Source organism: Synechococcus sp. W4D4 (genome assembly GCF_047716805.1).
Classification (GTDB): Bacteria; Cyanobacteriota; Cyanobacteriia; order PCC-6307; family Cyanobiaceae; genus Vulcanococcus.
Window position 1 is genome coordinate 672,656 of the sequence record NZ_CP180404.1, and the last position, 19,082, is coordinate 691,737.

General features: G+C 55.9%; 1 protein-coding gene. It reads left to right on the forward strand.

Features of this window, described 5'->3' with window-relative positions; translation table 11 throughout:
* Positions 1 to 73: 73 nt before the first annotated feature.
* Entirely contained in the window at positions 74 to 19,078 is a 19,005-nt protein-coding gene (locus ACLM42_RS03720; RefSeq protein ID WP_415400195.1) for a hypothetical protein, read from the forward strand.
* Positions 19,079 to 19,082 lie beyond the last annotated feature (4 nt).

Consider the following 19,082-nt stretch of genomic DNA (forward strand, 5'->3'; position numbering starts at 1 on the left):
GACTGCGATTCAATTACAAGGGACCCTCACCACTTCTACTGGTACAGCGACGGATATAGTCGATCTAACTCAGTTGATACGGTTCGGCGATGACGAACCGGAAACCACTGCGGTCACCCCCGTCTTCACCGGTCTGTCGCTGATCACGGGCGATGGTGGTTTGTTTGGTGGCAATGACACCGCTCTGGCCGCTTCCGATACGGACGATGGGATCGCTGATGTAGCGGCGGCGTTTATTGCAGCGGTGACGCCTGTATACGGAGCGGATGGATTTGGAACGGTCACGATTAATACGGCTGAGAGTGATGCGGACGGTGACGGAGTAAACGATCAGGGCATTCGATTTGTGTCGGATGATCTGACGGCCGGCGGAGCTGGATTCGATACGGGTCTTGTGCTGTCGTCGGATGGAACGACGAAGGTGTATGCGTTCTTGTCAGCTAATGGATTGACGTTGACGGGAGCGAGCTCTGCCGACATCGGAGCCACCCCATTGTCGACGGCATTCACGATCACGATTGATGGAACGACGGGTGCGATGACGCAGACCCAGTCGCTGTCTTTGGAGCACGGAACGGCGACGGACGGAACGGATTTGAGTTCGTATAGCGGTGTCTATAGCGGAGATCGAGTTGACCTTGCGGACGGCGGGCTGGATCTGAAGATCCAAGCGTCAGTGAGGACGACGGATGCGGATGGAGATTATGTCAATCAGCTGGTGACATCAGCCGATGTGGCGTCGAGCTTTGTGTTTGGCGATGACGGTCCCGGTGATGGAGTCGTTGGGAGTGTGAATTTGGGATCGCTGTCGCTGATCACGGGCGATGGTGGTTTGTTTGGTGGCAATGACACCGCTCTGGCCGCTTCCGATACGGACGATGGGATCGCTGATGTAGCGGCGGCGTTTATTGCAGCGGTGACGCCTGTATACGGAGCGGATGGATTTGGAACGGTCACGATTAATACGGCTGAGAGTGATGCGGACGGTGACGGAGTAAACGATCAGGGCATTCGATTTGTGTCGGATGATCTGACGGCCGGCGGAGCTGGATTCGATACGGGTCTTGTGCTGTCGTCGGATGGAACGACGAAGGTGTATGCGTTCTTGTCAGCTAATGGATTGACGTTGACGGGAGCGAGCTCTGCCGACATCGGAGCCACCCCATTGTCGACGGCATTCACGATCACGATTGATGGAACGACGGGTGCGATGACGCAGACCCAGTCGCTGTCTTTGGAGCACGGAACGGCGACGGACGGAACGGATTTGAGTTCGTATAGCGGTGTCTATAGCGGAGATCGAGTTGACCTTGCGGACGGCGGGCTGGATCTGAAGATCCAAGCGTCAGTGAGGACGACGGATGCGGATGGAGATTATGTCAATCAGCTGGTGACATCAGCCGATGTGGCGTCGAGCTTTGTGTTTGGCGATGACGGTCCCGGTGATGGAGTCGTTGGGAGTGTGAATTTGGGATCGCTGTCGCTGATCACGGGCGATGGTGGTTTGTTTGGTGGCAATGACACCGCTCTGGCCGCTTCCGATACGGACGATGGGATCGCTGATGTAGCGGCGGCGTTTATTGCAGCGGTGACGCCTGTATACGGAGCGGATGGATTTGGAACGGTCACGATTAATACGGCTGAGAGTGATGCGGACGGTGACGGAGTAAACGATCAGGGCATTCGATTTGTGTCGGATGATCTGACGGCCGGCGGAGCTGGATTCGATACGGGTCTTGTGCTGTCGTCGGATGGAACGACGAAGGTGTATGCGTTCTTGTCAGCTAATGGATTGACGTTGACGGGAGCGAGCTCTGCCGACATCGGAGCCACCCCATTGTCGACGGCATTCACGATCACGATTGATGGAACGACGGGTGCGATGACGCAGACCCAGTCGCTGTCTTTGGAGCACGGAACGGCGACGGACGGAACGGATTTGAGTTCGTATAGCGGTGTCTATAGCGGAGATCGAGTTGACCTTGCGGACGGCGGGCTGGATCTGAAGATCCAAGCGTCAGTGAGGACGACGGATGCGGATGGAGATTATGTCAATCAGCTGGTGACATCAGCCGATGTGGCGTCGAGCTTTGTGTTTGGCGATGACGGTCCCGGTGATGGAGTCGTTGGGAGTGTGAATTTGGGATCGCTGTCGCTGATCACGGGCGATGGTGGTTTGTTTGGTGGCAATGACACCGCTCTGGCCGCTTCCGATACGGACGATGGGATCGCTGATGTAGCGGCGGCGTTTATTGCAGCGGTGACGCCTGTATACGGAGCGGATGGATTTGGAACGGTCACGATTAATACGGCTGAGAGTGATGCGGACGGTGACGGAGTAAACGATCAGGGCATTCGATTTGTGTCGGATGATCTGACGGCCGGCGGAGCTGGATTCGATACGGGTCTTGTGCTGTCGTCGGATGGAACGACGAAGGTGTATGCGTTCTTGTCAGCTAATGGATTGACGTTGACGGGAGCGAGCTCTGCCGACATCGGAGCCACCCCATTGTCGACGGCATTCACGATCACGATTGATGGAACGACGGGTGCGATGACGCAGACCCAGTCGCTGTCTTTGGAGCACGGAACGGCGACGGACGGAACGGATTTGAGTTCGTATAGCGGTGTCTATAGCGGAGATCGAGTTGACCTTGCGGACGGCGGGCTGGATCTGAAGATCCAAGCGTCAGTGAGGACGACGGATGCGGATGGAGATTATGTCAATCAGCTGGTGACATCAGCCGATGTGGCGTCGAGCTTTGTGTTTGGCGATGACGGTCCCGGTGATGGAGTCGTTGGGAGTGTGAATTTGGGATCGCTGTCGCTGATCACGGGCGATGGTGGTTTGTTTGGTGGCAATGACACCGCTCTGGCCGCTTCCGATACGGACGATGGGATCGCTGATGTAGCGGCGGCGTTTATTGCAGCGGTGACGCCTGTATACGGAGCGGATGGATTTGGAACGGTCACGATTAATACGGCTGAGAGTGATGCGGACGGTGACGGAGTAAACGATCAGGGCATTCGATTTGTGTCGGATGATCTGACGGCCGGCGGAGCTGGATTCGATACGGGTCTTGTGCTGTCGTCGGATGGAACGACGAAGGTGTATGCGTTCTTGTCAGCTAATGGATTGACGTTGACGGGAGCGAGCTCTGCCGACATCGGAGCCACCCCATTGTCGACGGCATTCACGATCACGATTGATGGAACGACGGGTGCGATGACGCAGACCCAGTCGCTGTCTTTGGAGCACGGAACGGCGACGGACGGAACGGATTTGAGTTCGTATAGCGGTGTCTATAGCGGAGATCGAGTTGACCTTGCGGACGGCGGGCTGGATCTGAAGATCCAAGCGTCAGTGAGGACGACGGATGCGGATGGAGATTATGTCAATCAGCTGGTGACATCAGCCGATGTGGCGTCGAGCTTTGTGTTTGGCGATGACGGTCCCGGTGATGGAGTCGTTGGGAGTGTGAATTTGGGATCGCTGTCGCTGATCACGGGCGATGGTGGTTTGTTTGGTGGCAATGACACCGCTCTGGCCGCTTCCGATACGGACGATGGGATCGCTGATGTAGCGGCGGCGTTTATTGCAGCGGTGACGCCTGTATACGGAGCGGATGGATTTGGAACGGTCACGATTAATACGGCTGAGAGTGATGCGGACGGTGACGGAGTAAACGATCAGGGCATTCGATTTGTGTCGGATGATCTGACGGCCGGCGGAGCTGGATTCGATACGGGTCTTGTGCTGTCGTCGGATGGAACGACGAAGGTGTATGCGTTCTTGTCAGCTAATGGATTGACGTTGACGGGAGCGAGCTCTGCCGACATCGGAGCCACCCCATTGTCGACGGCATTCACGATCACGATTGATGGAACGACGGGTGCGATGACGCAGACCCAGTCGCTGTCTTTGGAGCACGGAACGGCGACGGACGGAACGGATTTGAGTTCGTATAGCGGTGTCTATAGCGGAGATCGAGTTGACCTTGCGGACGGCGGGCTGGATCTGAAGATCCAAGCGTCAGTGAGGACGACGGATGCGGATGGAGATTATGTCAATCAGCTGGTGACATCAGCCGATGTGGCGTCGAGCTTTGTGTTTGGCGATGACGGTCCCGGTGATGGAGTCGTTGGGAGTGTGAATTTGGGATCGCTGTCGCTGATCACGGGCGATGGTGGTTTGTTTGGTGGCAATGACACCGCTCTGGCCGCTTCCGATACGGACGATGGGATCGCTGATGTAGCGGCGGCGTTTATTGCAGCGGTGACGCCTGTATACGGAGCGGATGGATTTGGAACGGTCACGATTAATACGGCTGAGAGTGATGCGGACGGTGACGGAGTAAACGATCAGGGCATTCGATTTGTGTCGGATGATCTGACGGCCGGCGGAGCTGGATTCGATACGGGTCTTGTGCTGTCGTCGGATGGAACGACGAAGGTGTATGCGTTCTTGTCAGCTAATGGATTGACGTTGACGGGAGCGAGCTCTGCCGACATCGGAGCCACCCCATTGTCGACGGCATTCACGATCACGATTGATGGAACGACGGGTGCGATGACGCAGACCCAGTCGCTGTCTTTGGAGCACGGAACGGCGACGGACGGAACGGATTTGAGTTCGTATAGCGGTGTCTATAGCGGAGATCGAGTTGACCTTGCGGACGGCGGGCTGGATCTGAAGATCCAAGCGTCAGTGAGGACGACGGATGCGGATGGAGATTATGTCAATCAGCTGGTGACATCAGCCGATGTGGCGTCGAGCTTTGTGTTTGGCGATGACGGTCCCGGTGATGGAGTCGTTGGGAGTGTGAATTTGGGATCGCTGTCGCTGATCACGGGCGATGGTGGTTTGTTTGGTGGCAATGACACCGCTCTGGCCGCTTCCGATACGGACGATGGGATCGCTGATGTAGCGGCGGCGTTTATTGCAGCGGTGACGCCTGTATACGGAGCGGATGGATTTGGAACGGTCACGATTAATACGGCTGAGAGTGATGCGGACGGTGACGGAGTAAACGATCAGGGCATTCGATTTGTGTCGGATGATCTGACGGCCGGCGGAGCTGGATTCGATACGGGTCTTGTGCTGTCGTCGGATGGAACGACGAAGGTGTATGCGTTCTTGTCAGCTAATGGATTGACGTTGACGGGAGCGAGCTCTGCCGACATCGGAGCCACCCCATTGTCGACGGCATTCACGATCACGATTGATGGAACGACGGGTGCGATGACGCAGACCCAGTCGCTGTCTTTGGAGCACGGAACGGCGACGGACGGAACGGATTTGAGTTCGTATAGCGGTGTCTATAGCGGAGATCGAGTTGACCTTGCGGACGGCGGGCTGGATCTGAAGATCCAAGCGTCAGTGAGGACGACGGATGCGGATGGAGATTATGTCAATCAGCTGGTGACATCAGCCGATGTGGCGTCGAGCTTTGTGTTTGGCGATGACGGTCCCGGTGATGGAGTCGTTGGGAGTGTGAATTTGGGATCGCTGTCGCTGATCACGGGCGATGGTGGTTTGTTTGGTGGCAATGACACCGCTCTGGCCGCTTCCGATACGGACGATGGGATCGCTGATGTAGCGGCGGCGTTTATTGCAGCGGTGACGCCTGTATACGGAGCGGATGGATTTGGAACGGTCACGATTAATACGGCTGAGAGTGATGCGGACGGTGACGGAGTAAACGATCAGGGCATTCGATTTGTGTCGGATGATCTGACGGCCGGCGGAGCTGGATTCGATACGGGTCTTGTGCTGTCGTCGGATGGAACGACGAAGGTGTATGCGTTCTTGTCAGCTAATGGATTGACGTTGACGGGAGCGAGCTCTGCCGACATCGGAGCCACCCCATTGTCGACGGCATTCACGATCACGATTGATGGAACGACGGGTGCGATGACGCAGACCCAGTCGCTGTCTTTGGAGCACGGAACGGCGACGGACGGAACGGATTTGAGTTCGTATAGCGGTGTCTATAGCGGAGATCGAGTTGACCTTGCGGACGGCGGGCTGGATCTGAAGATCCAAGCGTCAGTGAGGACGACGGATGCGGATGGAGATTATGTCAATCAGCTGGTGACATCAGCCGATGTGGCGTCGAGCTTTGTGTTTGGCGATGACGGTCCCGGTGATGGAGTCGTTGGGAGTGTGAATTTGGGATCGCTGTCGCTGATCACGGGCGATGGTGGTTTGTTTGGTGGCAATGACACCGCTCTGGCCGCTTCCGATACGGACGATGGGATCGCTGATGTAGCGGCGGCGTTTATTGCAGCGGTGACGCCTGTATACGGAGCGGATGGATTTGGAACGGTCACGATTAATACGGCTGAGAGTGATGCGGACGGTGACGGAGTAAACGATCAGGGCATTCGATTTGTGTCGGATGATCTGACGGCCGGCGGAGCTGGATTCGATACGGGTCTTGTGCTGTCGTCGGATGGAACGACGAAGGTGTATGCGTTCTTGTCAGCTAATGGATTGACGTTGACGGGAGCGAGCTCTGCCGACATCGGAGCCACCCCATTGTCGACGGCATTCACGATCACGATTGATGGAACGACGGGTGCGATGACGCAGACCCAGTCGCTGTCTTTGGAGCACGGAACGGCGACGGACGGAACGGATTTGAGTTCGTATAGCGGTGTCTATAGCGGAGATCGAGTTGACCTTGCGGACGGCGGGCTGGATCTGAAGATCCAAGCGTCAGTGAGGACGACGGATGCGGATGGAGATTATGTCAATCAGCTGGTGACATCAGCCGATGTGGCGTCGAGCTTTGTGTTTGGCGATGACGGTCCCGGTGATGGAGTCGTTGGGAGTGTGAATTTGGGATCGCTGTCGCTGATCACGGGCGATGGTGGTTTGTTTGGTGGCAATGACACCGCTCTGGCCGCTTCCGATACGGACGATGGGATCGCTGATGTAGCGGCGGCGTTTATTGCAGCGGTGACGCCTGTATACGGAGCGGATGGATTTGGAACGGTCACGATTAATACGGCTGAGAGTGATGCGGACGGTGACGGAGTAAACGATCAGGGCATTCGATTTGTGTCGGATGATCTGACGGCCGGCGGAGCTGGATTCGATACGGGTCTTGTGCTGTCGTCGGATGGAACGACGAAGGTGTATGCGTTCTTGTCAGCTAATGGATTGACGTTGACGGGAGCGAGCTCTGCCGACATCGGAGCCACCCCATTGTCGACGGCATTCACGATCACGATTGATGGAACGACGGGTGCGATGACGCAGACCCAGTCGCTGTCTTTGGAGCACGGAACGGCGACGGACGGAACGGATTTGAGTTCGTATAGCGGTGTCTATAGCGGAGATCGAGTTGACCTTGCGGACGGCGGGCTGGATCTGAAGATCCAAGCGTCAGTGAGGACGACGGATGCGGATGGAGATTATGTCAATCAGCTGGTGACATCAGCCGATGTGGCGTCGAGCTTTGTGTTTGGCGATGACGGTCCCGGTGATGGAGTCGTTGGGAGTGTGAATTTGGGATCGCTGTCGCTGATCACGGGCGATGGTGGTTTGTTTGGTGGCAATGACACCGCTCTGGCCGCTTCCGATACGGACGATGGGATCGCTGATGTAGCGGCGGCGTTTATTGCAGCGGTGACGCCTGTATACGGAGCGGATGGATTTGGAACGGTCACGATTAATACGGCTGAGAGTGATGCGGACGGTGACGGAGTAAACGATCAGGGCATTCGATTTGTGTCGGATGATCTGACGGCCGGCGGAGCTGGATTCGATACGGGTCTTGTGCTGTCGTCGGATGGAACGACGAAGGTGTATGCGTTCTTGTCAGCTAATGGATTGACGTTGACGGGAGCGAGCTCTGCCGACATCGGAGCCACCCCATTGTCGACGGCATTCACGATCACGATTGATGGAACGACGGGTGCGATGACGCAGACCCAGTCGCTGTCTTTGGAGCACGGAACGGCGACGGACGGAACGGATTTGAGTTCGTATAGCGGTGTCTATAGCGGAGATCGAGTTGACCTTGCGGACGGCGGGCTGGATCTGAAGATCCAAGCGTCAGTGAGGACGACGGATGCGGATGGAGATTATGTCAATCAGCTGGTGACATCAGCCGATGTGGCGTCGAGCTTTGTGTTTGGCGATGACGGTCCCGGTGATGGAGTCGTTGGGAGTGTGAATTTGGGATCGCTGTCGCTGATCACGGGCGATGGTGGTTTGTTTGGTGGCAATGACACCGCTCTGGCCGCTTCCGATACGGACGATGGGATCGCTGATGTAGCGGCGGCGTTTATTGCAGCGGTGACGCCTGTATACGGAGCGGATGGATTTGGAACGGTCACGATTAATACGGCTGAGAGTGATGCGGACGGTGACGGAGTAAACGATCAGGGCATTCGATTTGTGTCGGATGATCTGACGGCCGGCGGAGCTGGATTCGATACGGGTCTTGTGCTGTCGTCGGATGGAACGACGAAGGTGTATGCGTTCTTGTCAGCTAATGGATTGACGTTGACGGGAGCGAGCTCTGCCGACATCGGAGCCACCCCATTGTCGACGGCATTCACGATCACGATTGATGGAACGACGGGTGCGATGACGCAGACCCAGTCGCTGTCTTTGGAGCACGGAACGGCGACGGACGGAACGGATTTGAGTTCGTATAGCGGTGTCTATAGCGGAGATCGAGTTGACCTTGCGGACGGCGGGCTGGATCTGAAGATCCAAGCGTCAGTGAGGACGACGGATGCGGATGGAGATTATGTCAATCAGCTGGTGACATCAGCCGATGTGGCGTCGAGCTTTGTGTTTGGCGATGACGGTCCCGGTGATGGAGTCGTTGGGAGTGTGAATTTGGGATCGCTGTCGCTGATCACGGGCGATGGTGGTTTGTTTGGTGGCAATGACACCGCTCTGGCCGCTTCCGATACGGACGATGGGATCGCTGATGTAGCGGCGGCGTTTATTGCAGCGGTGACGCCTGTATACGGAGCGGATGGATTTGGAACGGTCACGATTAATACGGCTGAGAGTGATGCGGACGGTGACGGAGTAAACGATCAGGGCATTCGATTTGTGTCGGATGATCTGACGGCCGGCGGAGCTGGATTCGATACGGGTCTTGTGCTGTCGTCGGATGGAACGACGAAGGTGTATGCGTTCTTGTCAGCTAATGGATTGACGTTGACGGGAGCGAGCTCTGCCGACATCGGAGCCACCCCATTGTCGACGGCATTCACGATCACGATTGATGGAACGACGGGTGCGATGACGCAGACCCAGTCGCTGTCTTTGGAGCACGGAACGGCGACGGACGGAACGGATTTGAGTTCGTATAGCGGTGTCTATAGCGGAGATCGAGTTGACCTTGCGGACGGCGGGCTGGATCTGAAGATCCAAGCGTCAGTGAGGACGACGGATGCGGATGGAGATTATGTCAATCAGCTGGTGACATCAGCCGATGTGGCGTCGAGCTTTGTGTTTGGCGATGACGGTCCCGGTGATGGAGTCGTTGGGAGTGTGAATTTGGGATCGCTGTCGCTGATCACGGGCGATGGTGGTTTGTTTGGTGGCAATGACACCGCTCTGGCCGCTTCCGATACGGACGATGGGATCGCTGATGTAGCGGCGGCGTTTATTGCAGCGGTGACGCCTGTATACGGAGCGGATGGATTTGGAACGGTCACGATTAATACGGCTGAGAGTGATGCGGACGGTGACGGAGTAAACGATCAGGGCATTCGATTTGTGTCGGATGATCTGACGGCCGGCGGAGCTGGATTCGATACGGGTCTTGTGCTGTCGTCGGATGGAACGACGAAGGTGTATGCGTTCTTGTCAGCTAATGGATTGACGTTGACGGGAGCGAGCTCTGCCGACATCGGAGCCACCCCATTGTCGACGGCATTCACGATCACGATTGATGGAACGACGGGTGCGATGACGCAGACCCAGTCGCTGTCTTTGGAGCACGGAACGGCGACGGACGGAACGGATTTGAGTTCGTATAGCGGTGTCTATAGCGGAGATCGAGTTGACCTTGCGGACGGCGGGCTGGATCTGAAGATCCAAGCGTCAGTGAGGACGACGGATGCGGATGGAGATTATGTCAATCAGCTGGTGACATCAGCCGATGTGGCGTCGAGCTTTGTGTTTGGCGATGACGGTCCCGGTGATGGAGTCGTTGGGAGTGTGAATTTGGGATCGCTGTCGCTGATCACGGGCGATGGTGGTTTGTTTGGTGGCAATGACACCGCTCTGGCCGCTTCCGATACGGACGATGGGATCGCTGATGTAGCGGCGGCGTTTATTGCAGCGGTGACGCCTGTATACGGAGCGGATGGATTTGGAACGGTCACGATTAATACGGCTGAGAGTGATGCGGACGGTGACGGAGTAAACGATCAGGGCATTCGATTTGTGTCGGATGATCTGACGGCCGGCGGAGCTGGATTCGATACGGGTCTTGTGCTGTCGTCGGATGGAACGACGAAGGTGTATGCGTTCTTGTCAGCTAATGGATTGACGTTGACGGGAGCGAGCTCTGCCGACATCGGAGCCACCCCATTGTCGACGGCATTCACGATCACGATTGATGGAACGACGGGTGCGATGACGCAGACCCAGTCGCTGTCTTTGGAGCACGGAACGGCGACGGACGGAACGGATTTGAGTTCGTATAGCGGTGTCTATAGCGGAGATCGAGTTGACCTTGCGGACGGCGGGCTGGATCTGAAGATCCAAGCGTCAGTGAGGACGACGGATGCGGATGGAGATTATGTCAATCAGCTGGTGACATCAGCCGATGTGGCGTCGAGCTTTGTGTTTGGCGATGACGGTCCCGGTGATGGAGTCGTTGGGAGTGTGAATTTGGGATCGCTGTCGCTGATCACGGGCGATGGTGGTTTGTTTGGTGGCAATGACACCGCTCTGGCCGCTTCCGATACGGACGATGGGATCGCTGATGTAGCGGCGGCGTTTATTGCAGCGGTGACGCCTGTATACGGAGCGGATGGATTTGGAACGGTCACGATTAATACGGCTGAGAGTGATGCGGACGGTGACGGAGTAAACGATCAGGGCATTCGATTTGTGTCGGATGATCTGACGGCCGGCGGAGCTGGATTCGATACGGGTCTTGTGCTGTCGTCGGATGGAACGACGAAGGTGTATGCGTTCTTGTCAGCTAATGGATTGACGTTGACGGGAGCGAGCTCTGCCGACATCGGAGCCACCCCATTGTCGACGGCATTCACGATCACGATTGATGGAACGACGGGTGCGATGACGCAGACCCAGTCGCTGTCTTTGGAGCACGGAACGGCGACGGACGGAACGGATTTGAGTTCGTATAGCGGTGTCTATAGCGGAGATCGAGTTGACCTTGCGGACGGCGGGCTGGATCTGAAGATCCAAGCGTCAGTGAGGACGACGGATGCGGATGGAGATTATGTCAATCAGCTGGTGACATCAGCCGATGTGGCGTCGAGCTTTGTGTTTGGCGATGACGGTCCCGGTGATGGAGTCGTTGGGAGTGTGAATTTGGGATCGCTGTCGCTGATCACGGGCGATGGTGGTTTGTTTGGTGGCAATGACACCGCTCTGGCCGCTTCCGATACGGACGATGGGATCGCTGATGTAGCGGCGGCGTTTATTGCAGCGGTGACGCCTGTATACGGAGCGGATGGATTTGGAACGGTCACGATTAATACGGCTGAGAGTGATGCGGACGGTGACGGAGTAAACGATCAGGGCATTCGATTTGTGTCGGATGATCTGACGGCCGGCGGAGCTGGATTCGATACGGGTCTTGTGCTGTCGTCGGATGGAACGACGAAGGTGTATGCGTTCTTGTCAGCTAATGGATTGACGTTGACGGGAGCGAGCTCTGCCGACATCGGAGCCACCCCATTGTCGACGGCATTCACGATCACGATTGATGGAACGACGGGTGCGATGACGCAGACCCAGTCGCTGTCTTTGGAGCACGGAACGGCGACGGACGGAACGGATTTGAGTTCGTATAGCGGTGTCTATAGCGGAGATCGAGTTGACCTTGCGGACGGCGGGCTGGATCTGAAGATCCAAGCGTCAGTGAGGACGACGGATGCGGATGGAGATTATGTCAATCAGCTGGTGACATCAGCCGATGTGGCGTCGAGCTTTGTGTTTGGCGATGACGGTCCCGGTGATGGAGTCGTTGGGAGTGTGAATTTGGGATCGCTGTCGCTGATCACGGGCGATGGTGGTTTGTTTGGTGGCAATGACACCGCTCTGGCCGCTTCCGATACGGACGATGGGATCGCTGATGTAGCGGCGGCGTTTATTGCAGCGGTGACGCCTGTATACGGAGCGGATGGATTTGGAACGGTCACGATTAATACGGCTGAGAGTGATGCGGACGGTGACGGAGTAAACGATCAGGGCATTCGATTTGTGTCGGATGATCTGACGGCCGGCGGAGCTGGATTCGATACGGGTCTTGTGCTGTCGTCGGATGGAACGACGAAGGTGTATGCGTTCTTGTCAGCTAATGGATTGACGTTGACGGGAGCGAGCTCTGCCGACATCGGAGCCACCCCATTGTCGACGGCATTCACGATCACGATTGATGGAACGACGGGTGCGATGACGCAGACCCAGTCGCTGTCTTTGGAGCACGGAACGGCGACGGACGGAACGGATTTGAGTTCGTATAGCGGTGTCTATAGCGGAGATCGAGTTGACCTTGCGGACGGCGGGCTGGATCTGAAGATCCAAGCGTCAGTGAGGACGACGGATGCGGATGGAGATTATGTCAATCAGCTGGTGACATCAGCCGATGTGGCGTCGAGCTTTGTGTTTGGCGATGACGGTCCCGGTGATGGAGTCGTTGGGAGTGTGAATTTGGGATCGCTGTCGCTGATCACGGGCGATGGTGGTTTGTTTGGTGGCAATGACACCGCTCTGGCCGCTTCCGATACGGACGATGGGATCGCTGATGTAGCGGCGGCGTTTATTGCAGCGGTGACGCCTGTATACGGAGCGGATGGATTTGGAACGGTCACGATTAATACGGCTGAGAGTGATGCGGACGGTGACGGAGTAAACGATCAGGGCATTCGATTTGTGTCGGATGATCTGACGGCCGGCGGAGCTGGATTCGATACGGGTCTTGTGCTGTCGTCGGATGGAACGACGAAGGTGTATGCGTTCTTGTCAGCTAATGGATTGACGTTGACGGGAGCGAGCTCTGCCGACATCGGAGCCACCCCATTGTCGACGGCATTCACGATCACGATTGATGGAACGACGGGTGCGATGACGCAGACCCAGTCGCTGTCTTTGGAGCACGGAACGGCGACGGACGGAACGGATTTGAGTTCGTATAGCGGTGTCTATAGCGGAGATCGAGTTGACCTTGCGGACGGCGGGCTGGATCTGAAGATCCAAGCGTCAGTGAGGACGACGGATGCGGATGGAGATTATGTCAATCAGCTGGTGACATCAGCCGATGTGGCGTCGAGCTTTGTGTTTGGCGATGACGGTCCCGGTGATGGAGTCGTTGGGAGTGTGAATTTGGGATCGCTGTCGCTGATCACGGGCGATGGTGGTTTGTTTGGTGGCAATGACACCGCTCTGGCCGCTTCCGATACGGACGATGGGATCGCTGATGTAGCGGCGGCGTTTATTGCAGCGGTGACGCCTGTATACGGAGCGGATGGATTTGGAACGGTCACGATTAATACGGCTGAGAGTGATGCGGACGGTGACGGAGTAAACGATCAGGGCATTCGATTTGTGTCGGATGATCTGACGGCCGGCGGAGCTGGATTCGATACGGGTCTTGTGCTGTCGTCGGATGGAACGACGAAGGTGTATGCGTTCTTGTCAGCTAATGGATTGACGTTGACGGGAGCGAGCTCTGCCGACATCGGAGCCACCCCATTGTCGACGGCATTCACGATCACGATTGATGGAACGACGGGTGCGATGACGCAGACCCAGTCGCTGTCTTTGGAGCACGGAACGGCGACGGACGGAACGGATTTGAGTTCGTATAGCGGTGTCTATAGCGGAGATCGAGTTGACCTTGCGGACGGCGGGCTGGATCTGAAGATCCAAGCGTCAGTGAGGACGACGGATGCGGATGGAGATTATGTCAATCAGCTGGTGACATCAGCCGATGTGGCGTCGAGCTTTGTGTTTGGCGATGACGGTCCCGGTGATGGAGTCGTTGGGAGTGTGAATTTGGGATCGCTGTCGCTGATCACGGGCGATGGTGGTTTGTTTGGTGGCAATGACACCGCTCTGGCCGCTTCCGATACGGACGATGGGATCGCTGATGTAGCGGCGGCGTTTATTGCAGCGGTGACGCCTGTATACGGAGCGGATGGATTTGGAACGGTCACGATTAATACGGCTGAGAGTGATGCGGACGGTGACGGAGTAAACGATCAGGGCATTCGATTTGTGTCGGATGATCTGACGGCCGGCGGAGCTGGATTCGATACGGGTCTTGTGCTGTCGTCGGATGGAACGACGAAGGTGTATGCGTTCTTGTCAGCTAATGGATTGACGTTGACGGGAGCGAGCTCTGCCGACATCGGAGCCACCCCATTGTCGACGGCATTCACGATCACGATTGATGGAACGACGGGTGCGATGACGCAGACCCAGTCGCTGTCTTTGGAGCACGGAACGGCGACGGACGGAACGGATTTGAGTTCGTATAGCGGTGTCTATAGCGGAGATCGAGTTGACCTTGCGGACGGCGGGCTGGATCTGAAGATCCAAGCGTCAGTGAGGACGACGGATGCGGATGGAGATTATGTCAATCAGCTGGTGACATCAGCCGATGTGGCGTCGAGCTTTGTGTTTGGCGATGACGGTCCCGGTGATGGAGTCGTTGGGAGTGTGAATTTGGGATCGCTGTCGCTGATCACGGGCGATGGTGGTTTGTTTGGTGGCAATGACACCGCTCTGGCCGCTTCCGATACGGACGATGGGATCGCTGATGTAGCGGCGGCGTTTATTGCAGCGGTGACGCCTGTATACGGAGCGGATGGATTTGGAACGGTCACGATTAATACGGCTGAGAGTGATGCGGACGGTGACGGAGTAAACGATCAGGGCATTCGATTTGTGTCGGATGATCTGACGGCCGGCGGAGCTGGATTCGATACGGGTCTTGTGCTGTCGTCGGATGGAACGACGAAGGTGTATGCGTTCTTGTCAGCTAATGGATTGACGTTGACGGGAGCGAGCTCTGCCGACATCGGAGCCACCCCATTGTCGACGGCATTCACGATCACGATTGATGGAACGACGGGTGCGATGACGCAGACCCAGTCGCTGTCTTTGGAGCACGGAACGGCGACGGACGGAACGGATTTGAGTTCGTATAGCGGTGTCTATAGCGGAGATCGAGTTGACCTTGCGGACGGCGGGCTGGATCTGAAGATCCAAGCGTCAGTGAGGACGACGGATGCGGATGGAGATTATGTCAATCAGCTGGTGACATCAGCCGATGTGGCGTCGAGCTTTGTGTTTGGCGATGACGGTCCCGGTGATGGAGTCGTTGGGAGTGTGAATTTGGGATCGCTGTCGCTGATCACGGGCGATGGTGGTTTGTTTGGTGGCAATGACACCGCTCTGGCCGCTTCCGATACGGACGATGGGATCGCTGATGTAGCGGCGGCGTTTATTGCAGCGGTGACGCCTGTATACGGAGCGGATGGATTTGGAACGGTCACGATTAATACGGCTGAGAGTGATGCGGACGGTGACGGAGTAAACGATCAGGGCATTCGATTTGTGTCGGATGATCTGACGGCCGGCGGAGCTGGATTCGATACGGGTCTTGTGCTGTCGTCGGATGGAACGACGAAGGTGTATGCGTTCTTGTCAGCTAATGGATTGACGTTGACGGGAGCGAGCTCTGCCGACATCGGAGCCACCCCATTGTCGACGGCATTCACGATCACGATTGATGGAACGACGGGTGCGATGACGCAGACCCAGTCGCTGTCTTTGGAGCACGGAACGGCGACGGACGGAACGGATTTGAGTTCGTATAGCGGTGTCTATAGCGGAGATCGAGTTGACCTTGCGGACGGCGGGCTGGATCTGAAGATCCAAGCGTCAGTGAGGACGACGGATGCGGATGGAGATTATGTCAATCAGCTGGTGACATCAGCCGATGTGGCGTCGAGCTTTGTGTTTGGCGATGACGGTCCCGGTGATGGAGTCGTTGGGAGTGTGAATTTGGGATCGCTGTCGCTGATCACGGGCGATGGTGGTTTGTTTGGTGGCAATGACACCGCTCTGGCCGCTTCCGATACGGACGATGGGATCGCTGATGTAGCGGCGGCGTTTATTGCAGCGGTGACGCCTGTATACGGAGCGGATGGATTTGGAACGGTCACGATTAATACGGCTGAGAGTGATGCGGACGGTGACGGAGTAAACGATCAGGGCATTCGATTTGTGTCGGATGATCTGACGGCCGGCGGAGCTGGATTCGATACGGGTCTTGTGCTGTCGTCGGATGGAACGACGAAGGTGTATGCGTTCTTGTCAGCTAATGGATTGACGTTGACGGGAGCGAGCTCTGCCGACATCGGAGCCACCCCATTGTCGACGGCATTCACGATCACGATTGATGGAACGACGGGTGCGATGACGCAGACCCAGTCGCTGTCTTTGGAGCACGGAACGGCGACGGACGGAACGGATTTGAGTTCGTATAGCGGTGTCTATAGCGGAGATCGAGTTGACCTTGCGGACGGCGGGCTGGATCTGAAGATCCAAGCGTCAGTGAGGACGACGGATGCGGATGGAGATTATGTCAATCAGCTGGTGACATCAGCCGATGTGGCGTCGAGCTTTGTGTTTGGCGATGATGGTCCAATTGACACAGTCACGATTCAAGGCCTCTCCGTTCTAAATCTTGCTGCAGAAGAAGGTACATCTAGTCTTGTCGCCTCTGCTACAGATCTGACCGAAGCCTATGGCGCTGATAGTAATGGCAATGTGCGATTTGATGCTTCTCTTGATGGGTTCGTCTCAGGTTTGACCTATCAATATGCTCCTGTAACATATGCACTGAATCCTTCGGGAACAATTCTGATTGCTTCTGCTGGGTCTCAAGTCGTCTTTCAGGTCGAACTTGATTCATCCAGTAACGGGTCGGAGGTTGTGATGACCAAGCCGGTCGACGCAACGACGCAGGTTAGCTTTACTGATGAATATTACGATTACACAGGTGGTAATGGTGCCTGGTCTGGTTGGGGTGATGGATCTGCCCTGGTCGATGACGATAGTTCTAATGTCTTGTTTACGCCTTGGCTTGCTTCCTCTAGTGGGGCAGGCTCGACTACTACCTTCACCTATTCACCGCTTGGGACAATTAACACGAGTGGAATTCTTGGCGGAATCTCATCTGGTCAATCTGTATATCTGAACGAGGCTTACCGAGTTGACTTCGTGACCGACCTGTATGGTTCTAAGGCTAAGGGTAATCAAGACTTCTCTGATCAGGATGATCGCTCTTATAATTTTGATTCTCATTACCTAACGCAGGGGGCAAGTGCTCGTTTGACCCAGACGAATGGATCATCTGTTTTGGTGTCGGCTTGGGATGATGATGATGGTGCTGTTAATTCTGTGGGCGGCCTGAAGGGTGCTGGTCAGTTGAGCGAAAGCACTGTCACCAAGGATGAAATTACGGGTATTGTGATTGGATATCAGTCTGGTATTGCGGCCAATGGTGATCCAATTATTACAAATGGAAGCTATGTGACTTCGTCTACGACTTCTTACCAGTTCGTTGATGCGGATGGTGTTTCTCGTGCCTATCAGGTTGAATTCGGGTACGGATCTGATGGCAAGGATGTCCGTGTAGACGGTGTGGTTGGTGATACGGGGAATTCGCAAACTGGTACGATCATTTTCGCGTATACGGCTAATGGATATAACGCATTGACATATACCAATATTGGTGGCGAATCCTTCAAGATTGGGGACTTTAAGACGGCTGTGCCATCGACTGAGTCGGTCTCTACAGATCTTCCAGTGGTGATTGTTGATGGTGATGGCGACTTTGTCTCCGCTTCGCTTGCTCTTGAGTTTGCTTCGCCGACGCTTCCCCCGATCTCTATTGACTTAAACTCTGATGCTTATATTTCGTACTTGTCTGCTGATAGTGGTTCGGTAGAGATTTTTATCGCGGCCCTCGGAAGCCTTTCGACGGCTTGGGTCGCTCCAGAAGACGGCCTCCTTGTCTACGACTACAACGCCGATGGCTTAATCGCAGAAGCCAAGGAGTTCGTCTTCACGATGTGGGGTGATGACCCTGATGTCCTGACCGATATGCAGGCTCTTGCCGCTTACTTCGACAGCAATGGTGACGGCCTCTTGGATGCCAGTGATCATGCCTGGGAGTACTTCGGTGTTTGGCAGGACCTGAATATTGACGGAATTCAGCAAGAGGGCGAGTTCTACGGCCTTGATCACTGGGATATTGAATCCATTGCCCTGGAGTACCACGCCGATAGCGCTCCCTACACAGCCGCCGATGGTGACGTTCAGGTTTATGGCCAGATGACTGTGACCTATGACGACGGCAGCACAGGCCTGGCGGAAGACGTGGCCTTTGCTGTTGCTTCTGTCGATCACCCCGACGCTTCGTTGGAGCCCATCGTCGTCGACTCGTCTGCTGCGAGCTCCGTTGAGGATCTGGTGAGCAGCTACCTCGAGAGCATGCACACCATCGGTGACCTCGACGGCAATGGCGACCTCTCGCAAGCGGAACTGGCCAGTGGCCTTGACCTTGCGGTCAGTGACTACCTCGATGCCAATGCCCTTTCCGCTGATGCGTACGGCGTGATCGAGCAGGAGGTCTTCAATGTGCTCGCCGAGCAGATCAACGATCTTGAATCCGATTCGCCTGTCGACATCCAGATTGATGATCAGGGCAATGCCGATGGTGCTGATCTGATCGCCGCCCTCGACCAGACCTTCGACGACCTCATGCTCCCTGATTCGCCCGAGCCCCTCGATCTTGTTTCAGTCGGCAGCGAGTACGGCTGATGTC